This window comes from Nocardioides imazamoxiresistens, assembly GCF_032378595.1.
In the GTDB taxonomy this organism is placed as follows: Bacteria; Actinomycetota; Actinomycetes; order Propionibacteriales; family Nocardioidaceae; genus Nocardioides; species Nocardioides imazamoxiresistens.
Genome location: NZ_JAVYII010000001.1, coordinates 86,328 through 111,966 on the forward strand (window position 1 = coordinate 86,328; position 25,639 = coordinate 111,966).

General features: G+C 74.9%; 28 protein-coding genes and 1 pseudogene. 12 read left to right on the forward strand and 17 right to left on the reverse strand.

Annotated elements, in window-relative coordinates:
- Positions 1-98: 98 nt before the first annotated feature.
- Together ligD (RDV89_RS00470) and ligD (RDV89_RS00475) are read right to left on the reverse strand one after the other, a co-directional pair.
- Positions 99-1,031, reverse strand: a complete 933-nt coding sequence (gene ligD / locus RDV89_RS00470) for a non-homologous end-joining DNA ligase (RefSeq protein ID WP_315730483.1) — start codon at positions 1,029-1,031, stop codon at positions 99-101.
- 1 nt (position 1,032) lies between these two features.
- Positions 1,033-2,028, reverse strand: coding sequence for a non-homologous end-joining DNA ligase (gene ligD / locus RDV89_RS00475; protein ID WP_315730484.1), 996 nt, complete (start codon positions 2,026-2,028; stop codon positions 1,033-1,035).
- A gap of 82 nt (positions 2,029-2,110) precedes the next feature.
- On the opposite strand from ligD (RDV89_RS00475), the gene ku reads away from it, so the two are divergent.
- Positions 2,111-3,118, forward strand: coding sequence for a non-homologous end joining protein Ku (gene ku / locus RDV89_RS00480; RefSeq protein WP_315730485.1), 1,008 nt, complete (start codon positions 2,111-2,113; stop codon positions 3,116-3,118).
- Positions 3,119-3,122: 4 nt separating this feature from the next.
- On the opposite strand, the gene RDV89_RS00485 is transcribed toward ku, so the two are convergent.
- Together RDV89_RS00485 and RDV89_RS00490 are read right to left on the reverse strand one after the other, a co-directional pair.
- Positions 3,123-4,013: an SDR family NAD(P)-dependent oxidoreductase gene (locus RDV89_RS00485; protein WP_315730486.1), complete on the reverse strand. Its 891-nt coding sequence runs from the start codon at positions 4,011-4,013 to the stop codon at positions 3,123-3,125.
- Positions 4,014-4,022: 9 nt separating this feature from the next.
- A complete protein-coding gene (locus RDV89_RS00490) occupies positions 4,023-4,211 on the reverse strand; it encodes a hypothetical protein (protein WP_315730487.1) in 189 nt (62 codons plus the stop codon).
- A gap of 194 nt (positions 4,212-4,405) precedes the next feature.
- Here RDV89_RS00490 and RDV89_RS00495 point away from each other — a divergent pair, with 194 nt between their 5' ends.
- Positions 4,406-4,573, forward strand: a complete 168-nt coding sequence (locus RDV89_RS00495) for a hypothetical protein (protein WP_315730488.1) — start codon at positions 4,406-4,408, stop codon at positions 4,571-4,573.
- A gap of 47 nt (positions 4,574-4,620) precedes the next feature.
- Here the strand turns inward: RDV89_RS00495 and RDV89_RS20200 are convergent.
- Positions 4,621-4,776: pseudogene (locus tag RDV89_RS20200) on the reverse strand (hypothetical protein); the annotation flags it as partial.
- A 155-nt stretch (positions 4,777-4,931) separates the two neighbouring features.
- On the opposite strand from RDV89_RS20200, the gene RDV89_RS00500 reads away from it, so the two are divergent.
- From RDV89_RS00500 to RDV89_RS00520, 5 genes are read left to right on the forward strand one after another with little or no spacing between them, the layout of a single operon-like run.
- The gene (locus RDV89_RS00500) at positions 4,932-5,924 is read left to right on the forward strand and encodes an ABC transporter substrate-binding protein (RefSeq protein WP_315730489.1); all 993 of its coding nucleotides are present in this window, start codon (positions 4,932-4,934) and stop codon (positions 5,922-5,924) included.
- Positions 5,921-7,738 carry a siderophore-interacting protein gene (locus RDV89_RS00505; protein WP_315730490.1) on the forward strand — a complete coding sequence of 606 codons (1,818 nt, stop codon included), beginning with the start codon at positions 5,921-5,923 and terminating at the stop codon, positions 7,736-7,738. Before RDV89_RS00500 ends, RDV89_RS00505 begins: the two co-directional genes overlap by 4 nt.
- Positions 7,735-8,775 carry an iron chelate uptake ABC transporter family permease subunit gene (locus tag RDV89_RS00510; protein ID WP_315730491.1) on the forward strand — a complete coding sequence of 347 codons (1,041 nt, stop codon included), beginning with the start codon at positions 7,735-7,737 and terminating at the stop codon, positions 8,773-8,775. The genes RDV89_RS00505 and RDV89_RS00510 overlap by 4 nt, the downstream gene beginning before the upstream one ends.
- Positions 8,772-9,809: a FecCD family ABC transporter permease gene (locus tag RDV89_RS00515; RefSeq protein WP_315730492.1), complete on the forward strand. Its 1,038-nt coding sequence runs from the start codon at positions 8,772-8,774 to the stop codon at positions 9,807-9,809. The genes RDV89_RS00510 and RDV89_RS00515 overlap by 4 nt, the downstream gene beginning before the upstream one ends.
- The gene (locus RDV89_RS00520) at positions 9,806-10,621 is read left to right on the forward strand and encodes an ABC transporter ATP-binding protein (RefSeq protein ID WP_315730493.1); all 816 of its coding nucleotides are present in this window, start codon (positions 9,806-9,808) and stop codon (positions 10,619-10,621) included. Before RDV89_RS00515 ends, RDV89_RS00520 begins: the two co-directional genes overlap by 4 nt.
- A gap of 27 nt (positions 10,622-10,648) precedes the next feature.
- Here RDV89_RS00520 and RDV89_RS00525 read toward each other — a convergent pair whose 3' ends face one another.
- Positions 10,649-11,227, reverse strand: a complete 579-nt coding sequence (locus RDV89_RS00525; protein WP_315730494.1) for a DUF1697 domain-containing protein — start codon at positions 11,225-11,227, stop codon at positions 10,649-10,651.
- Between the two features lie 130 nt (positions 11,228-11,357).
- On the opposite strand from RDV89_RS00525, the gene RDV89_RS00530 reads away from it, so the two are divergent.
- Entirely contained in the window at positions 11,358-12,641 is a 1,284-nt protein-coding gene (locus RDV89_RS00530; RefSeq protein WP_315730495.1) for an MFS transporter, read from the forward strand.
- A 19-nt stretch (positions 12,642-12,660) separates the two neighbouring features.
- Here RDV89_RS00530 and RDV89_RS00535 read toward each other — a convergent pair whose 3' ends face one another.
- Positions 12,661-13,164, reverse strand: coding sequence for a DUF8738 domain-containing protein (locus RDV89_RS00535; RefSeq protein WP_315730496.1), 504 nt, complete (start codon positions 13,162-13,164; stop codon positions 12,661-12,663).
- Between the two features lie 152 nt (positions 13,165-13,316).
- On the opposite strand from RDV89_RS00535, the gene RDV89_RS00540 reads away from it, so the two are divergent.
- Positions 13,317-13,793 carry a winged helix-turn-helix transcriptional regulator gene (locus RDV89_RS00540; protein ID WP_315730497.1) on the forward strand — a complete coding sequence of 159 codons (477 nt, stop codon included), beginning with the start codon at positions 13,317-13,319 and terminating at the stop codon, positions 13,791-13,793.
- Here the strand turns inward: RDV89_RS00540 and RDV89_RS00545 are convergent.
- From RDV89_RS00545 to RDV89_RS00560, 4 genes are all read right to left on the reverse strand, one after another.
- Positions 13,785-15,476, reverse strand: a complete 1,692-nt coding sequence (locus tag RDV89_RS00545) for a DEAD/DEAH box helicase (protein ID WP_438823253.1) — start codon at positions 15,474-15,476, stop codon at positions 13,785-13,787. The two genes, RDV89_RS00540 and RDV89_RS00545, sit on opposite strands and share 9 nt — an antisense overlap.
- A gap of 113 nt (positions 15,477-15,589) precedes the next feature.
- Entirely contained in the window at positions 15,590-15,859 is a 270-nt protein-coding gene (locus tag RDV89_RS00550) for a DUF3039 domain-containing protein (protein ID WP_315731500.1), read from the reverse strand.
- Positions 15,860-15,917: 58 nt separating this feature from the next.
- Complete coding sequence (locus tag RDV89_RS00555) at positions 15,918-16,478, reverse strand: YqgE/AlgH family protein (RefSeq protein WP_315730498.1); 561 nt, start codon at positions 16,476-16,478, stop codon at positions 15,918-15,920.
- Positions 16,479-16,546: 68 nt separating this feature from the next.
- Entirely contained in the window at positions 16,547-17,089 is a 543-nt protein-coding gene (locus RDV89_RS00560; protein WP_315730499.1) for a hypothetical protein, read from the reverse strand.
- A gap of 161 nt (positions 17,090-17,250) precedes the next feature.
- On the opposite strand from RDV89_RS00560, the gene RDV89_RS00565 reads away from it, so the two are divergent.
- Entirely contained in the window at positions 17,251-17,976 is a 726-nt protein-coding gene (locus RDV89_RS00565) for a TetR/AcrR family transcriptional regulator (protein WP_315730500.1), read from the forward strand.
- Positions 17,977-17,989: 13 nt separating this feature from the next.
- Here RDV89_RS00565 and RDV89_RS00570 read toward each other — a convergent pair whose 3' ends face one another.
- Entirely contained in the window at positions 17,990-18,967 is a 978-nt protein-coding gene (locus tag RDV89_RS00570) for a DUF3048 domain-containing protein (RefSeq protein WP_315730501.1), read from the reverse strand.
- Positions 18,968-19,121: 154 nt separating this feature from the next.
- Between RDV89_RS00570 and RDV89_RS00575 the strand changes: the two genes are divergently transcribed.
- Positions 19,122-19,610, forward strand: coding sequence for a hypothetical protein (locus tag RDV89_RS00575; protein ID WP_315730502.1), 489 nt, complete (start codon positions 19,122-19,124; stop codon positions 19,608-19,610).
- Positions 19,611-19,622: 12 nt separating this feature from the next.
- On the opposite strand, the gene RDV89_RS00580 is transcribed toward RDV89_RS00575, so the two are convergent.
- From RDV89_RS00580 to RDV89_RS00590, 3 genes are read right to left on the reverse strand one after another with little or no spacing between them, the layout of a single operon-like run.
- Positions 19,623-20,390 carry an SDR family NAD(P)-dependent oxidoreductase gene (locus RDV89_RS00580; RefSeq protein WP_315730503.1) on the reverse strand — a complete coding sequence of 256 codons (768 nt, stop codon included), beginning with the start codon at positions 20,388-20,390 and terminating at the stop codon, positions 19,623-19,625.
- 23 nt (positions 20,391-20,413) lie between these two features.
- Entirely contained in the window at positions 20,414-20,842 is a 429-nt protein-coding gene (locus RDV89_RS00585; RefSeq protein ID WP_315730504.1) for an HIT family protein, read from the reverse strand.
- Between the two features lie 4 nt (positions 20,843-20,846).
- Positions 20,847-22,217, reverse strand: coding sequence for a M15 family metallopeptidase (locus RDV89_RS00590; protein WP_315730505.1), 1,371 nt, complete (start codon positions 22,215-22,217; stop codon positions 20,847-20,849).
- A gap of 62 nt (positions 22,218-22,279) precedes the next feature.
- On the opposite strand from RDV89_RS00590, the gene RDV89_RS00595 reads away from it, so the two are divergent.
- Positions 22,280-23,272: a DMT family transporter gene (locus RDV89_RS00595; RefSeq protein WP_315730506.1), complete on the forward strand. Its 993-nt coding sequence runs from the start codon at positions 22,280-22,282 to the stop codon at positions 23,270-23,272.
- Here the strand turns inward: RDV89_RS00595 and RDV89_RS00600 are convergent.
- Positions 23,251-23,958 carry a response regulator gene (locus tag RDV89_RS00600; protein ID WP_315730507.1) on the reverse strand — a complete coding sequence of 236 codons (708 nt, stop codon included), beginning with the start codon at positions 23,956-23,958 and terminating at the stop codon, positions 23,251-23,253. The two genes, RDV89_RS00595 and RDV89_RS00600, sit on opposite strands and share 22 nt — an antisense overlap.
- Positions 23,955-25,604 carry a sensor histidine kinase gene (locus RDV89_RS00605; protein WP_315730508.1) on the reverse strand — a complete coding sequence of 550 codons (1,650 nt, stop codon included), beginning with the start codon at positions 25,602-25,604 and terminating at the stop codon, positions 23,955-23,957. Before RDV89_RS00605 ends, RDV89_RS00600 begins: the two co-directional genes overlap by 4 nt.
- Between the last annotated feature and the right edge of the window lie 35 nt (positions 25,605-25,639).

Sequence of the window (25,639 nt, forward strand, 5' to 3'; positions counted from 1 at the left end):
GCTCGACATAGGCCCTGTCTGAACAGGGTCTATGTCGAGCGAACCGGCACACGGTCCGTCGCTCGACAAGACCTTCGCCGGCGCCCGGTCCAGGACCCTCATCCGAAGACGTCGCCGAGCCGGTCGACGCGGTCGAGCACCTCGGTGAAGGTGAGCTGCTCCAGCCCGAGCGGGTCGTCGGCGCCCTCGGCGACCTCGTCCCACGTCACCGGGGCAGCGGCGTACGGACGCTCCTTGCCGCGCAGGGAGTAGGGCGCGAGCGTCGTCTTGCTGCCCGCGTTCTGCGACCAGTCGAGGAACACCTTGCCGCCGCGGCGCTGCTTCGTCATCGACGCGGTGACCAGCTTCGGGTGCGCGGCCTGCAGCTCGTCGGCGACCTCGTGGGCGAGGTCGGTGGACTCCCCCGGGTCGAGCGGTGCCTCCCCACGCGGCAGGTCGGCGAGCGAGGCGTACAGGTGCAGCCCCTTGCTGCCGCTCAGCACCGGGGTCGCGGCGAGGCCGCGGGCCTCGAGCCGCTCGCGCACCAGCAGGGCGACCTGGCAGCACTCGTGCAGCCCGGCGGGCTCGCCGGGGTCGAGGTCGATGACGATCCGGTCGGGGCGGCGGGTACGCCCGGACGCCGTCACCCGCCACTGGTGCACGTGCAGCTCCAGCGCGGCGAGGTTGACCACCCACGTGAGCGTCGCGAGGTCGTCGACGACCGGGAACACGAGCGTCCCCTCCTCCGGGTCGCCGCCGTCGCTGCGTGCCCGCCGCGAGCCGGTCGTGGACACCCCGGCCGTGCGTACCCACGGCGGCGTGCCCGCGGGCGCGTTCTTCTCGAAGAAGCTGGCCCGCTCGACGCCGTGCGGCCAGCGCACCCGCGTGACGGCCCGGTCGCGCAGCTGCGGCAGCAGCACCGGCGCGATGCGCGCGTAGTAGTCGAGCACCTCGCCCTTGGTGGTCCCGGTGGCCGGGTAGAGCACCTTCGACAGGTTGGTCAGCCGCAGCACGCGGCCCTCGACCTCGACCCGTACCTCCTCGCCGGCCACCTCAGGCCCCCGCCCCGGGCAGGGCGTCGTCGGGCAGCAGGTCGTCGGGCGTCACGTCGCTGCGCAGGCCGCGGTACGCCGGCTGCCGCAGCCGCGCCCCGGAGGCCGCGGGGTCCCCGTTGATCCCGAGGGCCTCGACGTCGACGACCAGCGTCGGCTCGACCCAGTGCGTGCCCGCCGCGTCGATCCGCGGCACCTCGTCCGCGAACGGGCTCGTCGAGCGGGCCAGCGGCTCCAGCGCGGCCTGCAACCCCGGGCCGACACGTCCGCCGATCCCGGAGCCCACGCGTCCCCGGTACAGCAGCCCGGCGGGCGTCGGCACGCCGACGAGGACGGCGCCGATGCGCTCGCGCCCTCCGGTCTCCGGGCGCCAGCCGCCGATCACGTACGAGTCGCGCCGCCGGTGCGGGAACTTCAACCAGTCGCGGCTGCGCAGCCCGGGGCGGTACGCCGTCCCCCTGCGCTTGCTGACGATGCCCTCCAGGCCCTGCTCACGGGTGGCGTCGAGGAGGCCGGGCCCGTCGGCGTACGTCGGCGGCACCAGCCAGTGGTCCCCCTCCCCGCCGACCTCGAGCACGCCCTCGAGACGCCGGCGGCGACGCTCGAGCGGTCGCTCGACCACCTCGCGCCCGTCGAGCGCGAGCAGGTCGAAGGCGACGAAGGTGACCGGTCGGGCCGCGGCGAGCGCTGCCGCCCGCGCGGGCTTGCGCTCGTGGATGCGCTCGGCCAGGACGCTGAAGCTCGGGCGACCGTCGACCATCGCGACGACCTCGCCGTCGAGCACGGCCGCGCGGCCCGCGGTGGCGTCGACCAGGCCGGCGAGCTCGGGGTAGGCCGCCGTGACGACGTTGCCCGCCCGGCTCTCGAGCCGCAGGCCGCCCGCGCCGTCGAGGTGGGCCAGCACCCGCATGCCGTCCCACTTCACCTCGTGCAGCCACTCGACCCCCGTCGGGACGTGGTCGCCGCGGGTCGCGAGCATCGGGCGCAGGTCGGGCACGGGCCCATCCTGCCTGGCGACCCGTTCCCGCGCGGGGGTACCGGCTGGCAGGATGTCGGGACACGGCACACGAGGAGGAGCGATGCGGGCGATCTGGAAGGGCGCGGTCTCGTTCGGACTGGTCAGCGTGCCCGTGAAGCTGTACGCGGCGACCGAGTCGCACGACGTCTCGTTCCGGCAGGTGCACGCCAAGGACGGCGGCCGGATCCGCTACCAGCGTGTGTGCTCCCTCGACGGCGAGGAGGTGGCGTACGCCGACATCGCCAAGGGCTACGAGACCGAGGACGGCGAGATGGTGATCCTCGACGACGACGACCTGGGCGCGCTGCCGTCGTCGTCCTCGCGGGAGATCGCCGTCGAGAAGTTCGTGCCGAGCGACCAGATCGACCCGCTGCTGTTCGAGAAGTCCTACTACCTGGAGCCGGACAAGACGGGCGCGAAGCCGTACGCCCTGCTGCGCCAGGCGCTCCTCGAGGCCGACCGGATGGCCGTCGTCACGGTCGCGATCCGCAACCGCACGACCATCGCGGTGCTGCGCGTGCGCGACGACGTCATCGTGCTGCAGACGATGATGTGGCCCGACGAGGTGCGCACCCCCGACTTCTCCGTCGAGATCGGCGACGTGAAGGACTCCGAGGTCGAGATGGCCCGGATGCTCGTCGACACCCTTGCCGGCGACTTCGACGCCGACGACTTCACCGACGACTACGCCGAGGCGGTCGAGGCCGTCGTGAAGGCGAAGATCGAGGGCGGGGAGGTGCAGCGCACCGAGACGTCGACCAAGTCGTCCGGCGAGGTCGTCGACCTGCTCGCCGCGCTCCAGCGCTCGGTGCAGGCCGCGAAGAAGGCGCGTGGCGAGGACGACTCGTCCAACAGCGACTCCGACAGCGACTCCGACAGCGACTCCGGCTCCACGCGCAAGCGCACGACGAAGAAGGCGCCCGCGAAGAAGAGCGCTGCCGACACAACGGGGTCGACGACCAAGAAGGCGCCGGCCAAGAAGGCCGCGGGCACGAAGAAGGCCGCCGCGAAGAAGGCCCCGGCCAAGAAGACCTCGACCCGCAAGACGGCGGCGAAGAAGGCCAGCTGATCCCTCAGGCCTGCACGCGCTCCGGCGTCGTCCGGCCCGTCGCGGCCGCGGAGTCGCCGAAGGCGCGGTCGGCCAGCGAGAAGGCGAGGTCGGTGAGCCGGGGCGCGACGACGTTCGCGACCGCGACGACGCGGGCGGAGACCAGGTCGACGGTGACCGGCCGGTCCTCGAGCGCGCGGACGACCACCTCGGCGGCCTGCTCGGCCGTCTGCGCGGGGGTGCGGGCGTACGCCTCCGTCGGCGCGACCATGTCGGTGCGCACGAGCCCGAGCCGGACGTTCGTGAAGGTCACGTTGTCGCGGTAGGTCTCGCGCCCGGCGATACGTGCGAACACGTCGAGCGCGCTCTTCGAGGCGGTGTAGGCCGCGAACTTCGGGCTCTTGACCTGCACGCCCCACGTCACGACGTTGACCACGTGCCCGAAGCGCTGCGCGCGCATGGCGGGCAGCAGCCCCATGGTGAGGCGTACCGGCCCGAAGTAGTTGACCGCCATCGTGCGCTCGAAGTCGTGGAAGCGGTCGTGGGTCAGGCTCAGCGACCGGCGGATCGAGCGCCCGGCGTTGTTGACGAGGTGGTCGACGGGGCCGAACTCCGCGACCACCTGCCGCACCAGCGCGTCGACCGCGTCACCGTCGGTGAGGTCGACCGCGAAGGCGTACGCCGTGCCGCCCGCGGCCTCGATCGCTCCCCGCACGCGCTCGAGCTCCTCCGCCCGTCGGGCCACCAGCAGGACGGTCGCGCCGCGGGTCGCGACGGCGAGGGCCGTCGCCTCGCCGATGCCGGAGGAGGCGCCGGTGACCAGGACGGTACGGCCGGCCAGCGGGCTGCTGTCGTCCCCGGTCAGGGTGCGGACGAGACGGCGGGCACGGGCGAGCGGCGTCGCGAGCAGCAGCATGGGCCGACCCTACGACGTCGCTCGGCGCTGCCCGGCCTCGTCCGAGGCGAGGAGCAGGTCGACCTGCTCGGCGGGGAGCTCGCGGCGCAGGGCCTTCACGAGCCCCGAGCGGGTCGCGTACCCCGCAGCCCGGGCCGCCCGGTCCGTCCCGTCGCCCGACCGCAGCCGGGCGATGGCGGTGTTGAGCCGCAGACGCACGCGCCACCGGTGGAAGGGCGGTCTCGTCGCGGAAGAGGCGTTGCACGTGCCGCTCGCTGGCCCTGTGACGCGCCGCGATGTCGGCGAGCGGCTCGTCGGAGAACCGCGCGTCCCGTGCGACCGCCGCGGCGACCGGGTGGGTCGGGACGACCACCGCGAAGTGGGGGGTCCGCAGCCCCTGCAGCACCTCGCCGATGGCGCGCCTGACCTCGGCGACCTGCGCGGGCGTGGTGGGCGCGATCGCGAGCGCCGCGGTCATCACCTCGACGAGCGCCGGCACCACGCCGAGGCGCTGGGCCCGCGTCGGCGGCACGTCGCCGGGGCGCAGGAAGGGCCCGAGCACGAGGCTGCCGGTGTCGTAGCGGGCCGCGTGTGGCACCCGGGGCGCCAGCCAGAGCGACTCCTGGGCGTGCAGCGTCATCCGCTCGCCGTCCACCTCGAGGTGCGCGACGCCGATCGCCACGTGGACGAGGTGCGGCTCGTCGTGGGCGTGGGTCGCGTGGCCGAGGACCCGTACGGCGTTCTCGGGGTCGAGGTGGCTCAGCTGGGCCGCTGCCGTCGTCATCGCGCCTCCTGGCCGGGAGCTGCGGGCGAGCTCCCGTCGTGTCACGGCCGGACCGATCTCGTGTCAGGTTCGGATCGGCTGGCCTCGAGCGGCACCTTAGCGTCGCCTTACCTAACTGCGGCACCCCGGCCGCGGCCCATCCCCGAAGGTCTGTCATGCGCCGACGCACGTCCCGGCTCCTCGCCGCCCCGCTCGCCCTCGCCACCCTGCTCGCCGCCACGGCGTGCGCCGCCCCCGCCGACGACGACGCCGCCGCCGGCGCGGAGACCCGCACGGTGACCACCGACCAGGGCGACGTCGAGGTGCCCGTCGAGCCGCTGCGCGTGGTGCTGCTCAACTTCGCCCTCGCCGGATACCTCTACGACCTCGACGTGCCCGTCACCACGGTGACGCCGGAGGCGGCCGACACCGACGGGACGTTCTCGGAGTTCTGGGCCGACGACGCCGAGGCGCAGGGCACCGAGTTCATGACCTGGACCAGCGACGGGTTCGACCTCCAGGCGATCCTCGACGCCGACCCCGACCTGATCGTCGCGGGCGGCATCGGGTTCCCCCTGTTCCAGGCCGTGGAGGCGTACGACCAGCTCAGCGACATCGCGCCGACCGTGGTCGTGTCCGGCGAGCGCACCACGTGGCAGGAGCAGCTCGAGTTCCTCGCCGTCGACGTCTTCGACCAGCCGGACGTCTACGAGGAGGCGCTGGCGACCTACGACGAGCGCGTCGCCGAGGTCGCGGGGGCCATCGACGTGCCCGACGGCGAGTCCGCCTTCCTCAGCATCACCTCCGACGGGGCGCCCTACGTGCTCATCGAGGACCAGGGACTGCCGACCGTCTTCAGCGCCCTCGGCTTCACGCCCGCACCCCTCTTCGCGACGGGGGACTTCGAGCCGTACACGGCCGGCGGCGACTCGTTCGAGCTGTCCACCGAGCAGGTGGGCCAGTACGTCGACCAGGAGTCGGTCTTCGTGGTCGGCTTCAACGGAGCACCCGTCGACGTCGAGACCCTGGCGGAGAACCCCGTGTACGCCGCGCTGCCCGCGTTCGCGGACGACCAGGCGTACCAGCTGCCCTACTACGTGTACCGCGGCGACTTCGACGAGACCCTGGCGCTCCTCGACTTCGTCGAGGACACCTTCGCGACGCCGTGACCCGGCGGCGCTTCGTGGCGCACCCCCTCGTGGTGCGCCGCCTGACGGTCCTGGCCGTCCGCGACGTCACCCCACGGATGCGTCGGGTGACCCTCGGCGGTCCCGAGCTCGGTGCGTTCACCCGCGACGGCGCCGACCTGCCGGCGTTCGTCAGCACGGGGTTCGACGACCACGTGAAGATCGTGCTGACCGACGGGGCGGCGCCCCTGGATGCGGTGCTGCCGCGCCAGCTCCCGCACGGCATCGAGTGGACCCCGCACCCGGCCCGGATCGACCGGGACTACACGCCGCGGCGTGTCACCGCGACCGAGCTCGACCTGGACCTGGTGCTGCACTCGGACGGCCCGTCCGCGACCGGGGCCGGCCCGGCCGAGCGGTGGGCCCTGGCCGCGCGGCCCGGGAGCGAGCTCGCCGTCGTCGGGCCCAAGTCCTCGACGGTGCTGCCCGACGACGCCGACCACGTCGTGCTCGTGGCCGACGAGACGGGGCTGCCCGCCGTCGGCCGCTTCCTCGACGAGCACCCGCTCCCCGCCCCGGTGACCGCCGTCGTCACCGTCGCCGACCGCACGGCCCGCCAGGACCTCGCGCTGCGGGAGGTCGACCGGGTGCTGTGGGTCGAGGCCGAGCCCGGTGATCCTGACGCGCTGGCGACCGCGCTGCAGCGGGTCGACGACGCGGTGTGGGCCGGGCGTCCGTTCGTCTGGGGCGGCGCCGAGTCGCGGGCACTGCTGCCCGTGCGCCGCCACCTCACCCGCGAGCGCGGGCTCGCCCGCGACCGGCTGGACATCACCGGCTACTGGCACCGGCGCTCCCCCGCCGCGCCGGACCCCGCCGCCGCCGGGACCTCCGTGGCCGCCGGGACCTCCGTGGCCGCCGGGGCCGGCACCGCGCCGGCCGAGGCGGCGGCGCCCGAGGCGCCCGTCGCCTGGCTCGCCCTGAGGTCCGCGCTGCAGCTCGGCGTCCTGGACGCGCTCGACGAACCCGGTCGAGCCGGTCTGGACGCCGCCTCCGTCGCGGCCGCCGTGGACGTCGACCGGGGTGTCGTCGCCGCGGTCCTGTACGTGCTCGCCGAGGCCGGCCTCGTCACCGCGACGGGACCTGCGGGAACGGACGCGCCGCTCTACCGCCTGACGGACACGACCCGCCGGCTGCTCGCCGACGACCACGAGCGCGACGAGCTGGTCGGACCGTCGGCGGACGCGGTGCTCGCCCTCGGCGAGCTCGCAGCGGCGGCGCGCGCGGGGCGCAGCGCCTGGGAGCAGAGGCACGGCGCGACCCTCGCGGCCTCCGCGGCCGCCGACCCCGTGCTCGCCGACGAGCTGTCCCACGACGCGGAGCAGCTCGCGTACCTCACCCCCGGCCTCCTCGCGCTCCCCCTGTGGGACGGCGCGCGGACGGTCGTCTCGGGGCCGGGCGCCGCGGTGGTGCGCCCGGCCCTCGAGGCGGCGGGGGTGGGGTGCGTCGACATCGAGAGCGCCGACCGCGCCGACGTCGTCGAGGTCGTCGACGTCGTCGTCGAGGCGGCGACCCTGGCGGTCCTGACGGACGCGGAGGCCGAGGCGCTGCTCACGGCCCGCGCCGACGCCGCCCCCGTGCTCGTCCTCGTCGAGCAGGTCCGCGACGACGCGCTCGGCCGCGGGCACCACGCGGAGGCGCTGCTGCAGGTGGCCCGCACCGGCCGTCCTCGCCGCAGCGACCTCGAGCTCGCCCGCGCCGCGCGGCACGCCGGGTGGCAGGTCGCCTCCACCCACGACCTCGGATGGGGTGTCGAGGCGCTGGTGCTGCGGCGCGGCCCGCACGGCTCCGGGTGGTGAGCGGCGGGCGCGACGCGGCCGCACCCGTGCGGGACCGGGTGGGGAGCCCCGCACGCGCCGCGGGCCTGCTCGTCTCGCTCGGGCTGCTGGCCGCGGCCTGCGTGCTGAGCGTCGCGGTCGGCTCCGCCCTGATCCCGCCCGGCGAGGTGCTGAGGGCCTTCACCGCGCCCGACGGCTCGATCTCGCAGATCACGATCACCGAGGTGCGCGTGCCGCGCACCCTCCTCGGTCTGCTCGTGGGCGCCGCGCTGGGCGCGGCGGGCGCACTGATGCAGGCGTTGACCCGCAACCCGCTCGCCGACCCCGGCATCCTCGGCGTCAACGCCGGCGCAGCACTGGCGGTGTCGCTCGCGGTGGCGATCTTCGGCCTCGTGGAGGTGCGCGACCACCTCGCGTGGGCGTTCGGCGGCGCGCTCCTCGGCACGGTGCTCGTGTACGCCATCGCCTCGCGCGGCCGGGGAGGCGCCACACCGGTGCGCCTGACCCTCGTCGGCACGGCGCTCAGCGCGGTCTTCATCGGGCTGTCCCAGTCCCTGACCCTCGTGGACCCCACCGTGTTCGACCGCATGCGGTTCTGGAACGTCGGCTCCGTGACCGACCGGCCCGCCGGGACCATCGGCGCCGTGCTGCCGTTCGTGGTGGCCGGGCTGCTGCTCGCGCTCGTCTCGACCCGGGCCCTCAACGCGCTCGCGCTGGGCGACGAGGTCGCCCGCTCCGTCGGGGTACCGCTGCGCACGACGCGTGCGGTCGGGGTGCTCGCCGTCGTCCTGCTGTGCGGGTCCGCGACCGCGGCGGCGGGCCCGATCGCGTTCGTGGGGCTGATGGTGCCGCACGCCGTGCGGTGGTTGACCGGCCCCGACCAGCGCTGGGTGGTCCCGTACGCCCTCGTCCTCGCGCCGGCACTCGTGCTCCTGGCCGACGTGGTCGGACGACTGATGGTCTGGCCCGCGGAGGTCCAGGTCGGGGTCGTGACCCCGCTCCTCGGCGCGCCGGTGCTGGTCGCGATGGTCCGCCGCTCCTCGCGGAGCTCCTGGTGAGCGCGGTCGCGACGGCCCGCAGCCTGCGCTGGGGACCGTGGAGCCGACGGGTCGCGCCCCGCTCGGTGCTGGCCCTGGCCGTCCTCGCGCTGGTGGCGGTGGGCACGGTCGTGCTGGCGCTGACCGTGGGGCGGGGCGGACTGGCCCCCACGTCGCTGCTGTACGCCCTGACGCCCGACGCCTCCGGCGCGGACCGGCTGGTCTTCGAGTGGCGCGGGGCGCGGGCCCTGGCCGCGGTGCTGTTCGGGGCCTGCCTCGGCGTGAGCGGTGCGGTCTTCCAGGCGGTCACCCGCAACCCCCTCGGCAGCCCGGACGTGATCGGCCTGAACGCCGGGTCGTACGCCGGGGTCGTCGCGGTGATCGCGCTCGGTGGCACCGGTCTGACCGCGACCGCGGCCGGGTCGCTGGCCGGTGGTCTCGCGGCCGCCTGCGCCGTGTACCTGCTCGCCTTCAAGCAGGGCGTGCAGGGGTTCCGGCTCATCATCGTCGGCATCGCCGTCGGCGCCGTGCTGCAGTCGCTGACGTCGTGGTTCAGCGTCAGGGCGGACCTCGACGTCGCCCTGCGCGCCGCCATCTGGGGCGCCGGCACCCTCAGCGGCACCACCTGGCACGACGTGGGCGTGGCGGCGCTGGCCGCCGTCCCGCTCGCCCTGTCCTGGCCGTGGATCGCCCGGGTCCTGCCGCAGCTGGCCCTCGGCGACGACGCGGCCTCCGCGATGGGCCTGCGGCTGGAGCCGGCGCGCGCAGCACTGGTCGTCCTCGGGGTCGCCTCGACGGCCCTGGTCACGGCCTTCGCCGGGCCGATCGCGTTCGTCGCCCTCGCGGCACCCCAGATCGCGCGACGCATCGTCGGCGGCGGCTCCGGCGCCCCCGGCGTGCTCGGGTCGGCGCTCGTCGGCGCCGTCCTGCTCGGGCTGGGCGACGTGATCGCCCAGCACGCCCTGCCCGCACGGCTGCCCGTCGGCGCCGTCACCGTCGTCATCGGAGGGATGTACCTCGTGTGGTTGCTGTTCCGGGAGAGTGGTCGCTCGTGAGCGACGGGCCGCAGGACGCCGGCACGCCGGTCACGGCCGACCGCCTGAGCGTGGGGTACGGCGCCGACCCCGTGGTCGCGGCCCTGGACCTGGTCGTGCCCGCCGGTTCGTTCACCGCGGTGATCGGTCCGAACGCGTGCGGCAAGTCGACCCTGCTGCGTGCGCTCGCCCGGCTGCTCGCGCCCCGCGAGGGCCGGGTGCTCCTCGGGACGGAGGACGTGCGCGACCTCTCGGCGCGCCAGCTCGCGCGACGCGTCGGCCTCCTGCCGCAGTCACCCGTCACGCCCGACGCCATCACCGTGATGGACCTGGTGTGCCGGGGCCGCTACGCCCACCAGTCGATCCTGCGTCAGTGGTCGCGGGCCGACCAGGAGGCGGTCGAGGCCGCGATGTCCGCGGCGGGCGTCACCGAGCTGCGGGACCGACGCGTCGACGAGCTCTCGGGCGGGCAGCGGCAGCGCGCGTGGATAGCACTGACCCTCGCCCAGGAGTCGGACGTGCTGCTGCTGGACGAGCCCACGACGTTCCTGGACATCGCGCACCAGGTCGAGGTCCTCGAGCTCGCGGACACCCTGCGTCGTCGCGGTCGGACCGTGGTCGCCGTGCTGCACGAGCTCGGGATGGCCGCACGCTACGCCACGCACCTCGTCGCGATGCGCGACGGCCGCGTGGTCGCCGAGGGCACCCCCGCGGAGGTGGTCACCGAGGAGGTCCTCGCACGGGTCTTCGACCTCGAGGCCCGGGTCGTGCCCGACCCCGACACGGGCGCTCCCGTCGTCCTGCCTCGCTCCGTGCTGCGGTCCCGGGCCTGAGGGCCGCCCTCAGGCCCCGAGCCCGCGTCAGCACCAGTCGCGCGCGACCCGTCGCACGACGGTGACGTTGCGGTTGGTGCCGGTGGTGCCCAGCAGGCGTTCGATGCGGTTGTGGTCGACGCGCGCCGACTGGTAGCCCTCCGTCAGCGCCAGGTGCACCGCCCGGCCGTCCACGTGCACGCGCGCGGCGCCGGCGAGGCCGTCGACGTACGCCTCCAGCGCGGCGACCCCGTCGGGTGGCGGCAGGTCGCGCAGCAGGCTCACGTACTGGCCCGCGACCGCCGGCACCGCCGGGTCCGCCGCCTGCTCCGCCGCCAGCTCCGCGCCCCAGGTCTCCGTTCGGGCCGCGATCGCGGCGACCTCGGCCGGCGTCATCACCACGGTCGGCACGGCGAAGCCGCGGTCCGCGGCGAAGAGCTCCTCGAGCCGCGCCGCCACCCGAACGGTGCTGCGCATCCGGGAGACGAGGTGGACGTTGCCCGTGTTGATGTGGGTCCGCACGTCGGCGAACCCGTCGGCCTCCAGCAGCGCTCGCAGCTCGGGCATCGGGAACTTGTTGCGCGCGCCGAGGTTGATGGCCCGCAGGAACGCCACGTAGGTCGCCACCCCGGCATCCTCTCCCATCGGGCGGCCCGGCGCCCCGCGATCGGGAGGCGCCGCTACACGGCTTTTATTTGCATCATGCACATATCGGCGTAGCGTGGCGACGCCCCCGAGAGGACGGACGACGCACCGGATGACCACGACACTGCCCGACCAGCAGCCCACCACCACGAGCCCGGAGGCGGCGCCCCCGTCGCCCTGGCGACAGCCCCGGGCCGTGTGGGCCGTGGCGTTCGCCTGCGTGATCGCCTTCATGGGCATCGGGCTCGTCGACCCCATCCTCAAGGAGATCGCGGCGCAGCTCGAGGCGACGCCGAGCCAGGTCTCGCTGCTGTTCACCAGCTACATGGCCGTGATGGGCGTGGCGATGCTCGTCACCGGCGTGGTGTCCAGCCGGATCGGCGCCAAGCGCACCCTGCTCGCGGGGCTGGCCCTCATCATCGTGTTCGCCGCACTGGCCGGCACGTCCGGCTCGGTCGGCGCCGTGATCGGCTTCCGCGCGGGCTGGGGCCTGGGCAACGCGCTGTTCATCGCCACCGCGCTGTCGACGATCGTGACCGCGTCGACGGGCTCGCTGGCGAGCGCCATCATCCTGTTCGAGGCGGCGCTCGGGCTCGGCATCGCGTCGGGGCCGCTGCTGGGCGGGCTCCTCGGCGAGATCTCCTGGCGCGGTCCGTTCTTCGGCGTGTCGGTGCTGATGACGGTGGCCCTGCTGGCCACCGCCTGGCTGCTGCCGGCCACCCCGCCGAGCGGACGACGCACCGGGCTGGCCGACCCGTTCCGCGCGCTGCGCCACCCGGCGCTGCTGCTGCTCGCGGTCGTCGCGGTCTTCTACAACCTCGGCTTCTTCACGCTGATGGCCGCCGGCCCGTTCGCGCTGCCGAGCCTCGACATCATGGCGATCGGCTGGACGTTCTTCGGCTGGGGCCTGCTGCTGGCCGTCGCGTCCGTCGTGGTCGCCCCGCTGCTGCAGCGCCGCCTCGGGACCGTCACGGCCATGACCGCCTGCCTCGCCCTCTTCGCGCTGGACCTGGCGCTGATGGCCCTCTTCGCGACCCACGAGCCGGTCGTGGTCGTCGGCATCGTGGTCGCCGGCGCGTTCCTCGGCGTCGTCAACACCCTGGTCACCGAGGCGGTGATGGGCGCGGCCCCCGTGGAGCGGCCGGTCGCCTCGGCCGCGTACTCCTTCGTCCGCTTCACCGGGGGCGCCGTCGGGCCGTTCGTCGCCCTCAAGCTGGCCGAGCACGTCGACGTGGCCGCCCCCTTCTGGTTCGGGGCGGGCGCCGTGGCCCTCGGCGTGGTCGTCGCGGTGGCCGGGGGCGGGGTCGTGCGCCGTGCGCTGCGCGCCTCCGAGGGTGCGCCGGCGCCGCACAGCGAGCGCGAGGCGGCGGCGATCGCCGTCGGCGACGCCGACTGAGCGACCCTCGCCCCGGACGTCACTCGGTCGCCGGCTCCTCCGGGGAGGCGCAGTAGGTCACGGGACCCGTCTCGGCCCCGTGGTAGGCGTACTGCTCGCCGTCCACCTCGAGGATGACGCGGCGCCCGGGCGTGATCGCCTCGGTGTAGAACTGGCCGGCCTCGGGGCAGCCGAGGGCGCCGTTGCGCCACTGCACCGCGGCGTCGGCGAGCACGGTGACCTCGTCCTCGGCGACGTCGCGGGTCGTCGCCAGGTCGGCGACGGCGGCCGCGACCACCTCGTCGTAGTCCTCGGGGTCCACGGGGGCTGCTCCGTCCTCGGCCGGGGACTCGGTGAGCGCCGGGCCGGTGGGGTCGACGGTCGCCGGGCCGCTCGACCCGGGGCTCGACGGGGTGGGCTCGCTGGAGGAGGGCGACGAACCGGTCTCCGCCTCGGGGTCCTCACCGCTCGCGCAGGCGGTGAGGGCGAGGATCGCGGAGGTGGCGAGGGCCGCGAGGGCGACCGGGCGGGGGGCGCGGAACATCCGAGATCAGCTCCTGTGGTCGGGGACGCGTACCACCCTAGGACGGCCCGCGGCGCCGACCGGTTCCCCCTCCCCCGGGCGTCGAACGGTGCCGTCGCGTGGGCCCGTCGCGTGGGTCTGTCGGCGAGACCCAGAGGTCGTACGCTGGCCGGGTGAGCGCGTTCCGTCCGATCGAGGTGTCCACCGAGAACTGCTCGTTGATGCGCACGCTGGACGTCGTCGGCGACCGCTGGACGATCGTCGTGCTCCGCGAGGTCTTCGTCGGCATCCGGCGCTTCGAGGACATCCGCCGGCACACGGGCGTGCCGCGCCAGGTGCTGACCAACCGGCTCGGTCGCCTCGTCGACGAGGGCCTGCTGGTCCGCGAGCCCTACCGCGAGCCGGGCGCCCGGGAGCGCCACGAGTACCGGCTGACCCCCAAGGGCCTCGACCTGCAGCCAGCGATGATCGCACTGACGCGCTGGGGCGACCGCCACCTCGCGGACGCGGCGGGCCCTCCGGTCGAGTTCCGGCACCGCGAGTGCGGCGAGGAGGTACGCACCGCGACCGTCTGCGCCGCGGGCCACGTGCTCGACGACGCCCGGGAGACCCGGGTCGTCGCCGGCCCGGGCGCCCGCCCGTCAGCCTGAGCGGCGCTCGTCGGCCCAGTCGCGGATCCGGTCGATCCGCGAGCGCAGCTGCTCGGCGGTCGCGACGGCGGCCGGCGGACCGCCGCAGTCGCGGCGCAGGGCGGCGTGGGTGACGCCGTGGGGCTGTCCGGTGCGGTGGTTCCACGCGGCCACGAGGCCGTTCAGCTCGCGGCGCAGCACGGCCAGCTGCTCGTGCGCGGTCGCCTCGACCCTCGGAGCCGTCTCGCCCGCCGGGCGCGACGCCGCAGCAGCGCGCTTCTTCTGGGCGCGCTCGCTCTGCCGGGTCTGCAGCAGGTCGCGCACCTGGTCGGCGTCGAGAAGGCCGGGGATGCCGAGGAAGTCCATCTCCTCCTCGGAGCCGACGCTGACCTCGCCCTCGTGGCCGAACTCGCCGCCGTCGTAGAGGACACGGTCGAAGACCGCCGCCGAGCCCAGCGACTCGAACGTCCCCAGCTCCTCGGCCGAGGCGGTCTCGGAGGCGTTGGCGCGCGCCAGCATGTCCTCCTCCGCGGCGAAGATGTCGTCCTCGTCGGTGATCTTCCGGCCCAGGACGTGGTCGCGCTGCACCTCCAGCTCGGAGGCGAACTCCAGCAGCCGCGGCACCGACGGCAGGAACACCGACGCCGTCTCGCCGCGCTTGCGGGCGCGCACGAAGCGGCCGACCGCCTGCGCGAAGAACAGCGGCGTCGAGGTGGTGGTCGCCCAGACCCCGACCGCCAGGCGCGGCACGTCGACGCCCTCGGAGACCATCCGCACCGCGACCATCCAGCGGCTGTCGCCCTCGGCGAACTCCGAGATCCGCTTCGAGGCGGCCTTCTCGTCGCTCAGCACGACGGTCACCGACTCGCCGCTGATCTGCTTGAGGAGCTTGGCGTAGGCCCGAGCCGAGTCCTGGTCGGTGGCGATCACGAGACCGCCGGCGTCGGGCACGTGACGGCGGACCTCCGAGAGCCGCTTGTCGGCGGCCTCGAGCACGGACGGCATCCACGAACCCTGGGGATCGAGCGCCGTGCGCAGCGCGTGGGCCGTCATGTCCTTGGTCAGCGGCTCGCCGAGGCGCGCCGCGACCTCGTCGCCGGCGCGGGTGCGCCACTGCATCTCGCCGGAGTAGGCCAGGAACATCACGGGCCGCACGACGTGGTCGGCCAGGGCGTGCTGGTAGCCGTAGGTGAAGTCGGCCACCGATCGCGGCACGCCGTCCCCGCCCGGGGCGTACGTCACGAACGGGATGGGGTTCACGTCGGAGCGGAAGGGCGTGCCCGTCAGGGCCAGTCGCCGCGACGCCGGCCCGAAGGCCTCGAGGACGCCCTCGCCCCACGACATCGCGTCGCCGGCGTGGTGGAGCTCGTCGAGGATCACCAGCGTGCGGAACCGCTCGGTGCGGATCCGCATCGCCAACGGGTTCACGGCCACGCCGGCGTACGTCACGGCGATCCCGACGTACTCCTTCGACGTGCGTCCCTGGCCCGCCGCGTAGGCCGGGTCGATCGGGATGTTGACCTTCGCGGCCGCCGCGGCCCACTGCACCTTGAGGTGCTCGGTGGGCGCGACGATCACCAGCCGGTCCACCACCCGGCGCTCCAGCAGCTCCTTGGCCACCGACAGCGCGAACGTGGTCTTGCCGGCGCCCGGCGTGGCGACGACGAGGAAGTCCTTGGGCGACGTCTCGAGGTACTGCCGCATCGCGGCCGCCTGCCAGGCGCGCAGCGACGGCGCCGTGCCCCAGGCCGCGCGGTCGGGCCACGCGGGCGAGAGGTCGACGGTGGTGAGGTCCTCGGCGCCGGGCTCGGGGCGGCTCACGCCTCGGGACCCGAGCCGCCGCCCGAGCCGGAGTCGTCGTTCATCGAGTCCCAGATCTCCTTGCAGTCCGGGCACACCGGGTACTTCTCCGGCGACCGGCTCGGCACCCACACCTTGCCGCACAGCGCGATGACGGGCGTGCCCATCACCATCGCCTCGGTGAGCTTGTCCTTCGGCACGTAGTGGCTGAACCGCTCGTGGTCGCCATCGTCGGTCGGGACCGTGCGCCGGTCCTCGACGACACTCGTGCCACCGCTCGTTTCCAGGGAGAATCCGATGCCTGTGCTCACCCGGGTGAGTCTACGTCCGGGCGCCGACGATCCGTCAGTTGAGCGAGGGGTCCGCCGGCTGCGTCGAGGTCCACGCCAGCGATCCCGGCTGGCGCCGCAGGACGTCGCGCCACAGGTCGTGCGGCGCGACGCTGAACGCGTCCGCGACCCGGCCCGCGACGACGTGCCAGCTGCCCTCGGCGATCTCGTCCTCCAGCTGCCCGGGACCCCAGCCGGCGTACCCCACGAAGATCCGCAGGTCGCCCAGCCCGCCCTCGACCAGCTCCACCGGGGTGTCGAGGTCGAGCACGCCCAGGCCCGGCACGATCTCGCGGTAGCCGACCGGGGGCGCCCCGGGGTCCTGCGGCCGTCCGAGCGCCAGCGCACCGTCGGGGCTGACCGGCCCGCCGCGGAACAGGACGTCGGGCTCGCCCACGACGTCGCGCCAGCCCTCCAGCACGTCGGCGACGTGCACCGGCGAGGGCCGGTTGACCACGACGCCGAGCGCGCCGTCCTCGTCGCTGTCGAGCAGCAGGACGACGGACTCGGCGAAGTTCGGGTCCTCGAGGCCGCGCGTGGCGACCAGCAGCATCCCGGCGCGGGGCTCGCTCGTCATGCCGTCCATGATGCCTCGCGCCCGCGCGGGCGGCGTCGGGCGCGGACGGTCCCGGGCACGCCCACCTGTCAGGCTGCGAGCGCGGCCCGCAGCCGGTCGAGCAGGCCGGGGCGCGCGTCCGCCCCCGCGTCGCGCGCGGCGGCGGACCCGGCGACGCGGGCCCACGCGGCGCGTGCCCGCTCCTCGACGTCGGCGCCCACGGCGACCGCGCGGTCGTCGTCGTAGCTCGAGCGGCCGGCCATCGCGGCCAGCATCATCCGCTCCTTGGCCACCGCGGTGGCCAGCAGGCGGTCGGCCTCGGGGTCGACGCCGACGGCGAGGGCGCGGTCGAGGACCTCCCGGACGCCCGGCAGGGCGCCCGCGGTGGCCACCCAGGCCCGCACGACCGCGTCGTCCAGGTCGAGCGGCTGGCCGGACAGCTCGCGCTCGACGCGACCGGAGAGGCGGGTGTGCCAGCGCAGCTGCAGCGCGCCCAGCAGGTCGAGCTCGTCGCGGAAGGTCTCGGGCACGCCGGGGACGTCGTCGGGGAGCAGGCCGTCGCGGCGGGTGTTCGCGGCCTCGACGACGGCGGCGAGGACCTCGCCGCGGCGGTGGAAGGTCGTCCAGCTCATGGTGCTCTCCTTCGGTTCTGGGCCGTGCCGCGGTGCGTACCGGGGGTACGTACTCGCGGTACGTACTGCGAGTATGCCGAACCGGTTGCCCGTTCCCGAGGCCGTCGCCCCGTGATGTCCAGCACGTGCCGGCGCAGCCCGGGTGCCTATGCTGGGCCGCGATGAGCAAGTCGTCCGCCGCCCGGCGCCTGCGCCAGGGCCTGCCCTCCGTGCCCGGCACGGGCCGCCGCGCCCAGTTCTCCGACCGCACCAAGCGCGCGCTCGTCGAGGTCGCGGAGCGCCTGTTCACCGAGGACGGGTACGCCGGCACCTCCCTCGACGCGATCGTCGCGGGCGCCGAGGTCACCAAGGGCGCGCTCTACCACCACTTCGACGGCAAGCGGGCGCTGTTCGAGGCGGTCTTCGAGCGTGTCGAGGCCCAGGCCGTGGGCCGCATCAAGCGCGCCATGCAGGAGCAGGAGGACCCGTGGGACCAGGCCGTGGCCGGCCTGCGCGGGTTCGTCGACGTCGTCCAGCAGCCGGCCTACCGCCGCGTGGTCGTCCTGGAGGGTCCCGCCGTGCTGGGCCACGAGCGGGTCCGCGAGCAGGTGCGCACCAGCTTCACCGTCGTGCACGACCTCGTCGCGAACGTGCTGGGCGACCGGCGCCAGCCCATCGACCCAATGCTCCTCGAGGGCTTCAGCACCATCTTCTTCGGCGCCCTGTCCTCGGCGGGCGAGTTCGTCGCCGACAGCCACGACCCGGGCGCCGCGAGCCGGCGCGTGGAGGTGGCGATCGGCTACATCCTCGGGGGCCTGCAGCTGATGCGCGACGCGGGCGTCGCGCTGCCCGGCGAGCAGGAGCTCGCCGCCGGGGCGGGGCCGGACGGCGACGCGCCGGACGCCTGAGGACCGGTGGGCGTCAGCGGTACGAGACGTCGCCGGTGTCGGCGGGGACCAGCTCGATCCAGGTGCGCCCGGGCGGCACCGTCAGCGCCGCACCGTCCGCCGTGGTGAACCCGACCGACGCGTCCTCGGCGTCCTTGGACCAGGTGGCCGCGACCGCGCGCCCGCCGTGGAAGACGGTGGCCGCGCCGGTGCCCTCGAAGAGGGACTCGGGCACGGGGTTGCCCGCCGGGTCGAGGTAGCCGGCGTCGACCACCTCGACCTCGACCGTGATGACGGTGTCGGCGGCGAAGCCGTCCTCGGCGTACCCGCCGTCGATCACGTAGCCGCCACCGTCCAGCTCCCAGCTGGTGGTGTGCCGCGGCGAGAACGTCACGTCGATCGAGGCGGCGCCGGCGCCGGAGGCGTACGCCTCGTGCTCGCCCCAGGGCAGGTAGTCGGCCGGACGCTCGCCGTCGCCGTCGACCTCGTCCGCGACGACCTCGAGGTCGGCGAACAGGTCGTAGGGCAACCGGCGGCCCTCGGCCCGGAAGAAGCCGGAGGCGCCCTCCTCGACGTACTCGATCCCCGCAGCGGTGATGCGCTCGATCGTCCGCCCGGCGGCGCCGCTGGTCACGATGCGGGTGTCGTCCCCGGCCGGGACGATGCCGATGTCCGTGGCCCGCATCGACCGGACCGGGCCGACCTCCTCGGGATACGCGCTCTGGAAGAACGCGGCCAGGCGGGTGGCGCCGCCCTCGACGAGCTCCTCGACCACGAGGTCGGCCTCGTCCAGCCCGAGCTGGGGCGTGGCGGACGCGGTGTTGTCGATCTTGGCGACCAGCAGCGGACCCGTGGTCACGCCGGCGTCGGCCGGGAGCCCCGTGAGGGCCGAGGTCGAGGGCCCGGAGGCCGTGGGCGAGGTGCGGGAGTCCTCGTCGGCCGCCGCCGACGGCAGCTCGTCACTCGAGCACGCCGCCATCGTCGTGACCGCCAGCAGGGCCGCCGCGACCACCGCTCCGTTCCTCGTGCGTGCCCGCATCCCGCTCCCCGTGCTCTCGACCCGTCGTGTCCGGCCCGGCGTCACCGCCGGGCGCGCGGAAGAGTCTGCGCGGACGCGGGCCGTCGTGCACGCAGGCGCGCGGGCCGCACCTGGCACGATGCGGGGCGTGACGGACCTCCACCTGCCGATGGTCACCGACGAGACGACGTGGGCCGACCCCGACGTCGCCGTCGAGCCCCTCCAGCTGCCGCGCCTCGGGCGCGAGGACTGGCTGGCAGACCGCCCGTCGGCGTTCGCGACCGACCACGACGACCTGCGCCTCGTCGTGACGACGAACCGCGGCTACTCGCGCTGCGGCACCGAGGCCGACTTCGACGACAGGGCGCTGCTCGCGCACGTGCCGATGGGCTACACCGACCTCAGCGTGCTGGAGAAGCGCGCCGTCGTCGCCTCGGGGCGCGTCGTGCGGCTGTGGCCGGGGCCGCGGGCGCAGGCGTACGCCCTCACCACCGCCGGCGCGGACGGTCGACCGCTGCCGGGCCCGACGGCCGGGCTGCTGTGGCACGCGCTGCAGAGCGCCGTGCGGTGGTCCGCGCTGCTCGGGGCGCGCCCGCTCCTGGTGACGACCACCCGCAGCACCCGCGCGTGGCACTGACGGGCGGAGGCCTCAGAGCAGGGTCGCGCCGCCGTCGACGTAGAGCGTCTGACCGGTGATGTAGGAGGCCTCGTCGCTGGCCAGGAAGGTGACCGCGGCCGCGATGTCCTCGGGGTGGCCGATCCGCTTCACCGGGTTGCGGTCGGCGACCCCGGCGCGGAAGTCCTCCACGCTCATCTTCAGCCGCGCGGCCGTGGCGTCGGTCATCTCGGTCGCGATGAAGCCGGGGGCGACGGCGTTGACGTTGATGCCGTACGGCCCCAGCTCGAGGCCCAGCGTGCGGACGAACCCCTGGATCCCCATCTTCGCGGCCGAGTAGTTCGCCTGGCCCCGGTTGCCCAGCGCGGAGGTGCTGGAGAGGCACACGACCTTGCCGTAGCGCTGCTCGGTGAAGTGTCGCTGCGCCGCCTTGGTCATGAGGAACGCGCCCTTGAGGTGCACGCCCATCACGAGGTCCCAGTCGACCTCGGTCATCTTGAACAGCAGGTTGTCGCGGGTCACGCCGGCGTTGTTGACCAGCACGTGCAGGCCGCCGAGCTCGGAGACCACCCGCTCGACCGCCGTGTCCACGGAGGTGGCGTCGGAGACGTCCGCCCCGATCCCGACCGCGCGGGCGCCGTCGGCGAGCTCGAGCCGCCCCGCCGCCTCCGCGGCGGCCGACTCGTCGAGGTCGAGGATCGCCACGGAGGCCCCCTCGCTCGCGAACCGCTGCGCCGTGCCGAACCCGATGCCTCGCGCGGCGCCCGTGACGACCGCGACGCGTCCCTCGAACCGTGTCATGTGCGTCACCCTAGGGGCACGACCTAGAGCGCGGCCAGCGCCTCCCGCAGCCGCTCGGCGTACGCGGCGCGCTCGCGGTCGGCGTACTTCGTGCGCGGCCAGAAGAAGCCCCGCAGCCCGTCGCCCTTGGTGCGGGGCACGACGTGCAGGTGCAGGTGCGGCACCGACTGGCTGACCCGGTTGTTGACCGCCACGAAGGACCCCTGGGCCCCCAGGCCGTCGACCACCGCGCGGCACAGGCGCTGCGCGGTGGCGAGGAACGGGTCACGCAGCCGGTCGGGCAGCTCGTCGAGCGTCACCACGTGCTCGCGGGGCACGAGCAGGACGTGGCCCTTGAAGACCGGGCGCTGGTCGAGGAAGGCGACCAGGTCGTCGTCGGCGTGCACGATGTCGGCCTCCGTCTCCCCCGCCACGATCGCGCAGAACACGCAGCCGGCGCCCGCCGCAGCCACCGGCTCAGCCGTCGAAGTGGTGGGCGTCGGAGGTGCCGTACGTCCAGCGGAACCCGTAGCGCGCCATGATCTGCACGACCTGGTGCGACCGGCTGCGCCACGCGACCTGCGGGTGCGAGCGGCTGACCCACCACGTGTTGGGCACGACGCCCTGCGCGGAGTGGTACGGGTTCTCCCACGGGTTGATGTCGATCGAGCGGCCGTAGGAGTGCGGCGAGCGGGCGGACGGGCGCCCGACCACGCCGCGGCAGTTGAACGCCGAGGTGTTGTCGGCCGCCATCGACTTGTAGTCGTCGGCGCCGCCGAGGCGCGAGCTGTAGCCGAAGACGTCGACGCGCGTCATCGACCGGATCGGGATCCGTGCGTTGTAGAGCGCCGTGAACGCCTGGGCCGCGCGGTTGGCGACGTCCTGGTTGACGACCAGCTCGCCGCGGTAGCGCAGGCCGTCGAAGCCGATGTAGGTCACCAGGACCACCCGCAGGCTGTTGCGCCCCACCGGGCAGCCCGAGCGCCAGCTGCGCCCGACCATCGTCGCCCAGTACTTGTCCGAGATGCTGAGGACCTGGGCGTACGCCCCCGACGCGGCCGTGTTGGTCGCGCGCGTGGCCGCAGGCGGCGTGACCGAGGGGCGCGGGGCGCCGGAGGGCAGCGAGACCGGCGAGACGAACGGGCGCACGTAGAGGCGCGCCGCGCCGCTGTACGCCGCCGGGTAGGGCAGCTGCGCCGAGTAGTGCACCTTGTACTGCGTGTTCTTCAGCGGCATCAGAGCCACGTGGCCGTTGCCGCCGACGAGCCGCACGGTCTTGGCCGTGAACCAGCCCGCGCCGTCGTTGTACTGCACCGTCACCCAGCCGGGCCGCGGGTTCGTCTGACCGTCGGTCACGCGGAACACGACCCGGACCGGGGTGCCGTCGTTGACCGCGGAGACGGGCACGAGCTGGTTCGACGCGTTCCACGCCTTCACCTTGACCACGATGCTCGTGGGCCGCTGCTCCGGGGACTGCGTCGGCGACGGGGTCGGCGTGGTGGTCGCGTCGGGGGTCCGCGACGGCGCTGCGGGGCGCTGGGTGGGCGTCTGGGACGGCGTCTCGGTGGGCGCGTCCGACGGCTGCTCGCTCGGCTCCGTGCTCTCCGTGGGCTCCGACGTCGGCGACGTGGGCTCGGCCGTCGGGTCGGTGGTCGGGTCGGTGGTCGGCTCCGAGGTCGGCTCCGTCGGGTCGTCGGCGGGCTGCTGCACCGTCGGCAGGCCCGACGCCGCGAAGGCGGAGCCCGGGGCGACGAGCAGCCCGGCCAGCACGAGGCCGACGACGGGCACCACGCGGTGGCGCCGGAGGGAGCGGGACTTCGAGACCGACGACTTCACCGAGACGGGCATGCGGGCACACTACTCGCGCGACACCCCCTCCCGTCTCCCCCGACCCGCGACAGGCTGAGCCGATGACCGCCGCCCCTCCCCCGCCGCTGGCCCCCGCCACCCCTGCGGGCCGCGGCGCCCCGAGCCCGCTCGGGCTGGCGCAGGTCGTCGCCGCGGGCGTCCTGTGGGGCACCGGCGGTCTGGCGGTGCACGTCGTCAACGACCGGGTCGGGATGTCGGCGGGCACGGTCAGCGCGTACCGGATGCTGCTGGCCACCCTCGTGCTGGTCGTCGCCGTGCTGGCGCTGCGCCAGCGGGGCGACGTGGCCCACGTGCTGCGCCACCACCGCGGCCGCGCGATCGCCGTGGGCGTGGCCACGGCGGCCTACCAGGGTCTCTACTTCTCCGCCGTCCTCGCCGCCGGCGTGGGCGTCGCGACCGTCGTCTCGCTGGGGCTCGCTCCCGTGATGGTGACGGTGGTGGTCTGCGTGCGGTCCCGGCGCACGCCCCGACCGGGCGAGGTGGTCGCGCTGGTGGCCGCGGTGGCGGGCCTGCTGCTCGTCTCCTTCGGCGGCGCCCACGGCGGCAGCGGTCCCGCGCCGCTGCTCGGTGTGGGGCTGGCGGTCGTCGCGGCGGTGGGCTACGCCGCCACCACCCTCGTCGGCGCCCGCGTGAGCCGGGAGGTCGAGCCCCTGGCGCTGACCACCGTCGCCACCGCGGTCGGGGCGCTCGTCCTCGTGCCGTGGGGCGCCGTCGAGGCGCTGCGGGGCTCGCCGGTGGTCACCGACGACCCGGTCACCCTGCTGTGGCTGCTCTGGCTGGGGGTCGCCACGATGGCGCTCGCCTACGGACTGCTGTACGCGGGGCTGCGCACGACCTCCAGCTCCACCGCGACGGTCGCGACCCTGCTCGAGCCCGTCACGGCGGCCCTGCTGGCCGCGGTCGTGGTCGGCGAGCGGATCGGCCTGCTCGGCACGGTCGGTGGCGCGCTGATCCTGGCCGCCATCCTCGTGCAGGTGCGCTCCTCACCCGCGGACGAGGGCCCCGCGGCGGCTCAGGAGCCGGCGGCGCGGTAGAGCCGCTGGGGGCGGCCGGCGCCGCCGTACTGCAGGCGCCCCACGGCGCGGCCCGCCTCGACGAAGTGCTCGAGGTAGCGCCGGGCGCTGACCCGCGAGACGCCGATCCGGTCGGCGACCTCGCTGGCGGACAGCTCCTCCTCGGTGCTCAGCGCGCCGAGGACGGCGGTCGCGGTCTCCTGGGAGAGCCCCTTCGGCAGCTGCGCGCGGGCGGCTCCCCCCTGCACGAAGACCTGGTCGATGGTGTCCTGCACCGAGCGGTTCGCGTCGTCGCGGCCGATCGCCGCCAGCGCCTCGTGGGAGCGCCGGAAGGCGTCGAGCCGGGCCTCGAGGTCCTCCCGCTCGAAGGGCTTGACCAGGTAGTGGGCCGCGCCGGCCGCCGCGGCGGCCCGGACGGTGTCGGCCTCGCGGGCCGCGGTCACCATGATCACGCCGGTGGCGTCCCCGGCGCCGCGCAGGCGCCGCAGCACCTCGAGGCCCGAGAAGTCCGGCAGGTGCACGTCGAGCAGCACGAGGTCGGGGCGCAGGCGCGCGATCTCCTCCAGGGCCGCCCGCCCGGTGGCCGCGACGCCGACCGGCACGAAACCCGGCACGCGCTCGACGAACCGCGTGTGGATGGAGGCCACCATGAAGTCGTCGTCGACGACGAGGACCCCGAGGTCGGGCTTCGCGGCCGGGCTCGTCATGCGGTGCCTCCTGGCAGTCGTGCGGTGAAGACGGCGCCCCCGCGCTCCTGGGACGTCGCCAGCGTGACGTCGCCGCCGCGACGTTGGCAGACCTGGCGCACGAGCGCCAGGCCCACGCCGCGCCCGCCGACGACCGGGGTCTTGGTGCTCCAGCCCCGCTCGAAGATCCGGTCGCGGTCGCCGTCCTCGACCCCGGAGCCGCTGTCCGCGACCTCGATGCAGGCCGCGCCGTCCGCCCACCAGAGTCGCACGCGCACGCCGCTCCCCGCGGCCGAGGGTCCCGCGACCGACCGCGCCGCGCCGACCGAGGCCTCCACGGCGTTGTCGACGAGGTTGCCGAGCACCGTGACGACGTCGACGGCGAGGTCGGGGTCGAGCCGCGGGAACGGCTCGGCGTTCACGACGTCGACGGCCAGCCCGCGCTCCGCGGCGACGCTCGTCTTGGCGACCAGGAGCGCCGCCACCTGGGGGTCCTCGACGCGGGCCCGCACGCCGTCGCTGATCTCCGCGCGGCGCCGCACGATGGTGCCGAGAGCGGTGGCCGCCTCGTCGTACTCCTCCAGCTGCAGCAGTCCCGAGATCGTGTGCAGCTGGTTGGCGAACTCGTGCGTCTGCGCGCGCAGCGTCTCGGTGACCGACTCGCGCTCGCGCAGCTCGCTGCGCAGCGCGAGCAGCTCGGTGTGGTCGCGCAGCGTCACCACGACGCCGCCGGTGCCGCCGCCCCCGCGCACGGGCGTGCGGTTGGCGACGATCACGCGGCCCCCGAGCACCAGCAGCGCGTCGCGCACCTCGGCGCCCGCGCCGTCGCCGTCCCGGTCGAGCCCGGGGTCGAGCAGCTCGACCACCTCGGGCTGGAGACCGGCCGCCGCCAGCGGCGTGCCGGGGCCCACGTCGCCGGCCAGGGCCAGCAGCTCGCGCGCGGTGTCGTTGACGACGGTGAGGCGGCCGTCGTCGGCCACCGCGACCAGGCCCTCGCGCAGCGAGTGCAGCAGCGCCTCGCGCTGGTCGGCCAGCGCGCCGATCTCCGCGGGCTCGAGCCCGCGGGTGCGGCGACGGATCAGCCGCGACAGCGCCAGCGAGCCGGCGCCGCCCAGCGCCAGGCCGAGACCCAGGAAGACGAGCAGGTCGGGCACGCTGCGCTCGACGCGGGCGGCCAGCGAGGGGTACGCCTCCGCCACCAGCACCGTGCCGACCACCGCGCCGTCGTCGGCCAGCACCGGCACGGCGGCGGCCAGCGAGTCCTCGCCGCGGTCGTCGATGTCACCCACCCACGAGCGTCCGCGCAGCACGGAGTCGTCACCGAGGTCGACGGGGCGCTCCTCGACCGTCGGGTCCGGCCCGACCACCACGACACCGTCGGCGTCGGTGAGGTAGACGGCGTCGACACCGAGCCGGGCGCGCACGTCCTCGGCGTAGGTGGCCAGCACCAGCAGGGGCGGGTAGCGGTCCTGGAGCCCGAGCCGCACCCCGTCGGTGCCGGCCAGGCTCTCCGCCGCCGAGCGCATCCGCGAGCCCCGCTCGTCGCGGAACGCGGAGTCGGCCTGCTGCAGGGTCACGAAGCCGGCAGCCACCAGGACGACGACCAGCACGCTCAGCTGGAGCAGCAGGAACTGCCCAGCGAGCGTGAACCTCGGTCGTGACCGCAAGTTTCCGAATCTCCTTTGCGACCCAAAGAGTGACG

What these genes read in the sequence shown, in the direction of transcription:
- ku (WP_315730485.1), top strand. Translation starts at nt 2,111, where the DNA reads ATGCGGGCGATCTGGAAGGGCGCGGTCTCGTTCGGACTGGTCAGCGTG.
- RDV89_RS00485 (WP_315730486.1), bottom strand. Translation starts at nt 4,013, where the DNA reads ATGCTGCTGCTCGCGACGCCGCTCGCCCGTGCCCGCCGTCTCGTCCGC.
- RDV89_RS00495 (WP_315730488.1), top strand. Translation starts at nt 4,406, where the DNA reads ATGGCGCGCCTGACCTCGGCGACCTGCGCGGGCGTGGTGGGCGCGATC.
- RDV89_RS00500 (WP_315730489.1), top strand. Translation starts at nt 4,932, where the DNA reads ATGCGCCGACGCACGTCCCGGCTCCTCGCCGCCCCGCTCGCCCTCGCC.
- RDV89_RS00530 (WP_315730495.1), top strand. Translation starts at nt 11,358, where the DNA reads ATGACCACGACACTGCCCGACCAGCAGCCCACCACCACGAGCCCGGAG.
- RDV89_RS00535 (WP_315730496.1), bottom strand. Translation starts at nt 13,164, where the DNA reads ATGTTCCGCGCCCCCCGCCCGGTCGCCCTCGCGGCCCTCGCCACCTCC.
- RDV89_RS00545 (WP_438823253.1), bottom strand. Translation starts at nt 15,476, where the DNA reads ATGCGGCAGTACCTCGAGACGTCGCCCAAGGACTTCCTCGTCGTCGCC.
- RDV89_RS00555 (WP_315730498.1), bottom strand. Translation starts at nt 16,478, where the DNA reads ATGACGAGCGAGCCCCGCGCCGGGATGCTGCTGGTCGCCACGCGCGGC.
- RDV89_RS00560 (WP_315730499.1), bottom strand. Translation starts at nt 17,089, where the DNA reads ATGAGCTGGACGACCTTCCACCGCCGCGGCGAGGTCCTCGCCGCCGTC.
- RDV89_RS00565 (WP_315730500.1), top strand. Translation starts at nt 17,251, where the DNA reads ATGAGCAAGTCGTCCGCCGCCCGGCGCCTGCGCCAGGGCCTGCCCTCC.
- RDV89_RS00580 (WP_315730503.1), bottom strand. Translation starts at nt 20,390, where the DNA reads ATGACACGGTTCGAGGGACGCGTCGCGGTCGTCACGGGCGCCGCGCGA.
- RDV89_RS00590 (WP_315730505.1), bottom strand. Translation starts at nt 22,217, where the DNA reads ATGCCCGTCTCGGTGAAGTCGTCGGTCTCGAAGTCCCGCTCCCTCCGG.
- RDV89_RS00595 (WP_315730506.1), top strand. Translation starts at nt 22,280, where the DNA reads ATGACCGCCGCCCCTCCCCCGCCGCTGGCCCCCGCCACCCCTGCGGGC.
- RDV89_RS00600 (WP_315730507.1), bottom strand. Translation starts at nt 23,958, where the DNA reads ATGACGAGCCCGGCCGCGAAGCCCGACCTCGGGGTCCTCGTCGTCGAC.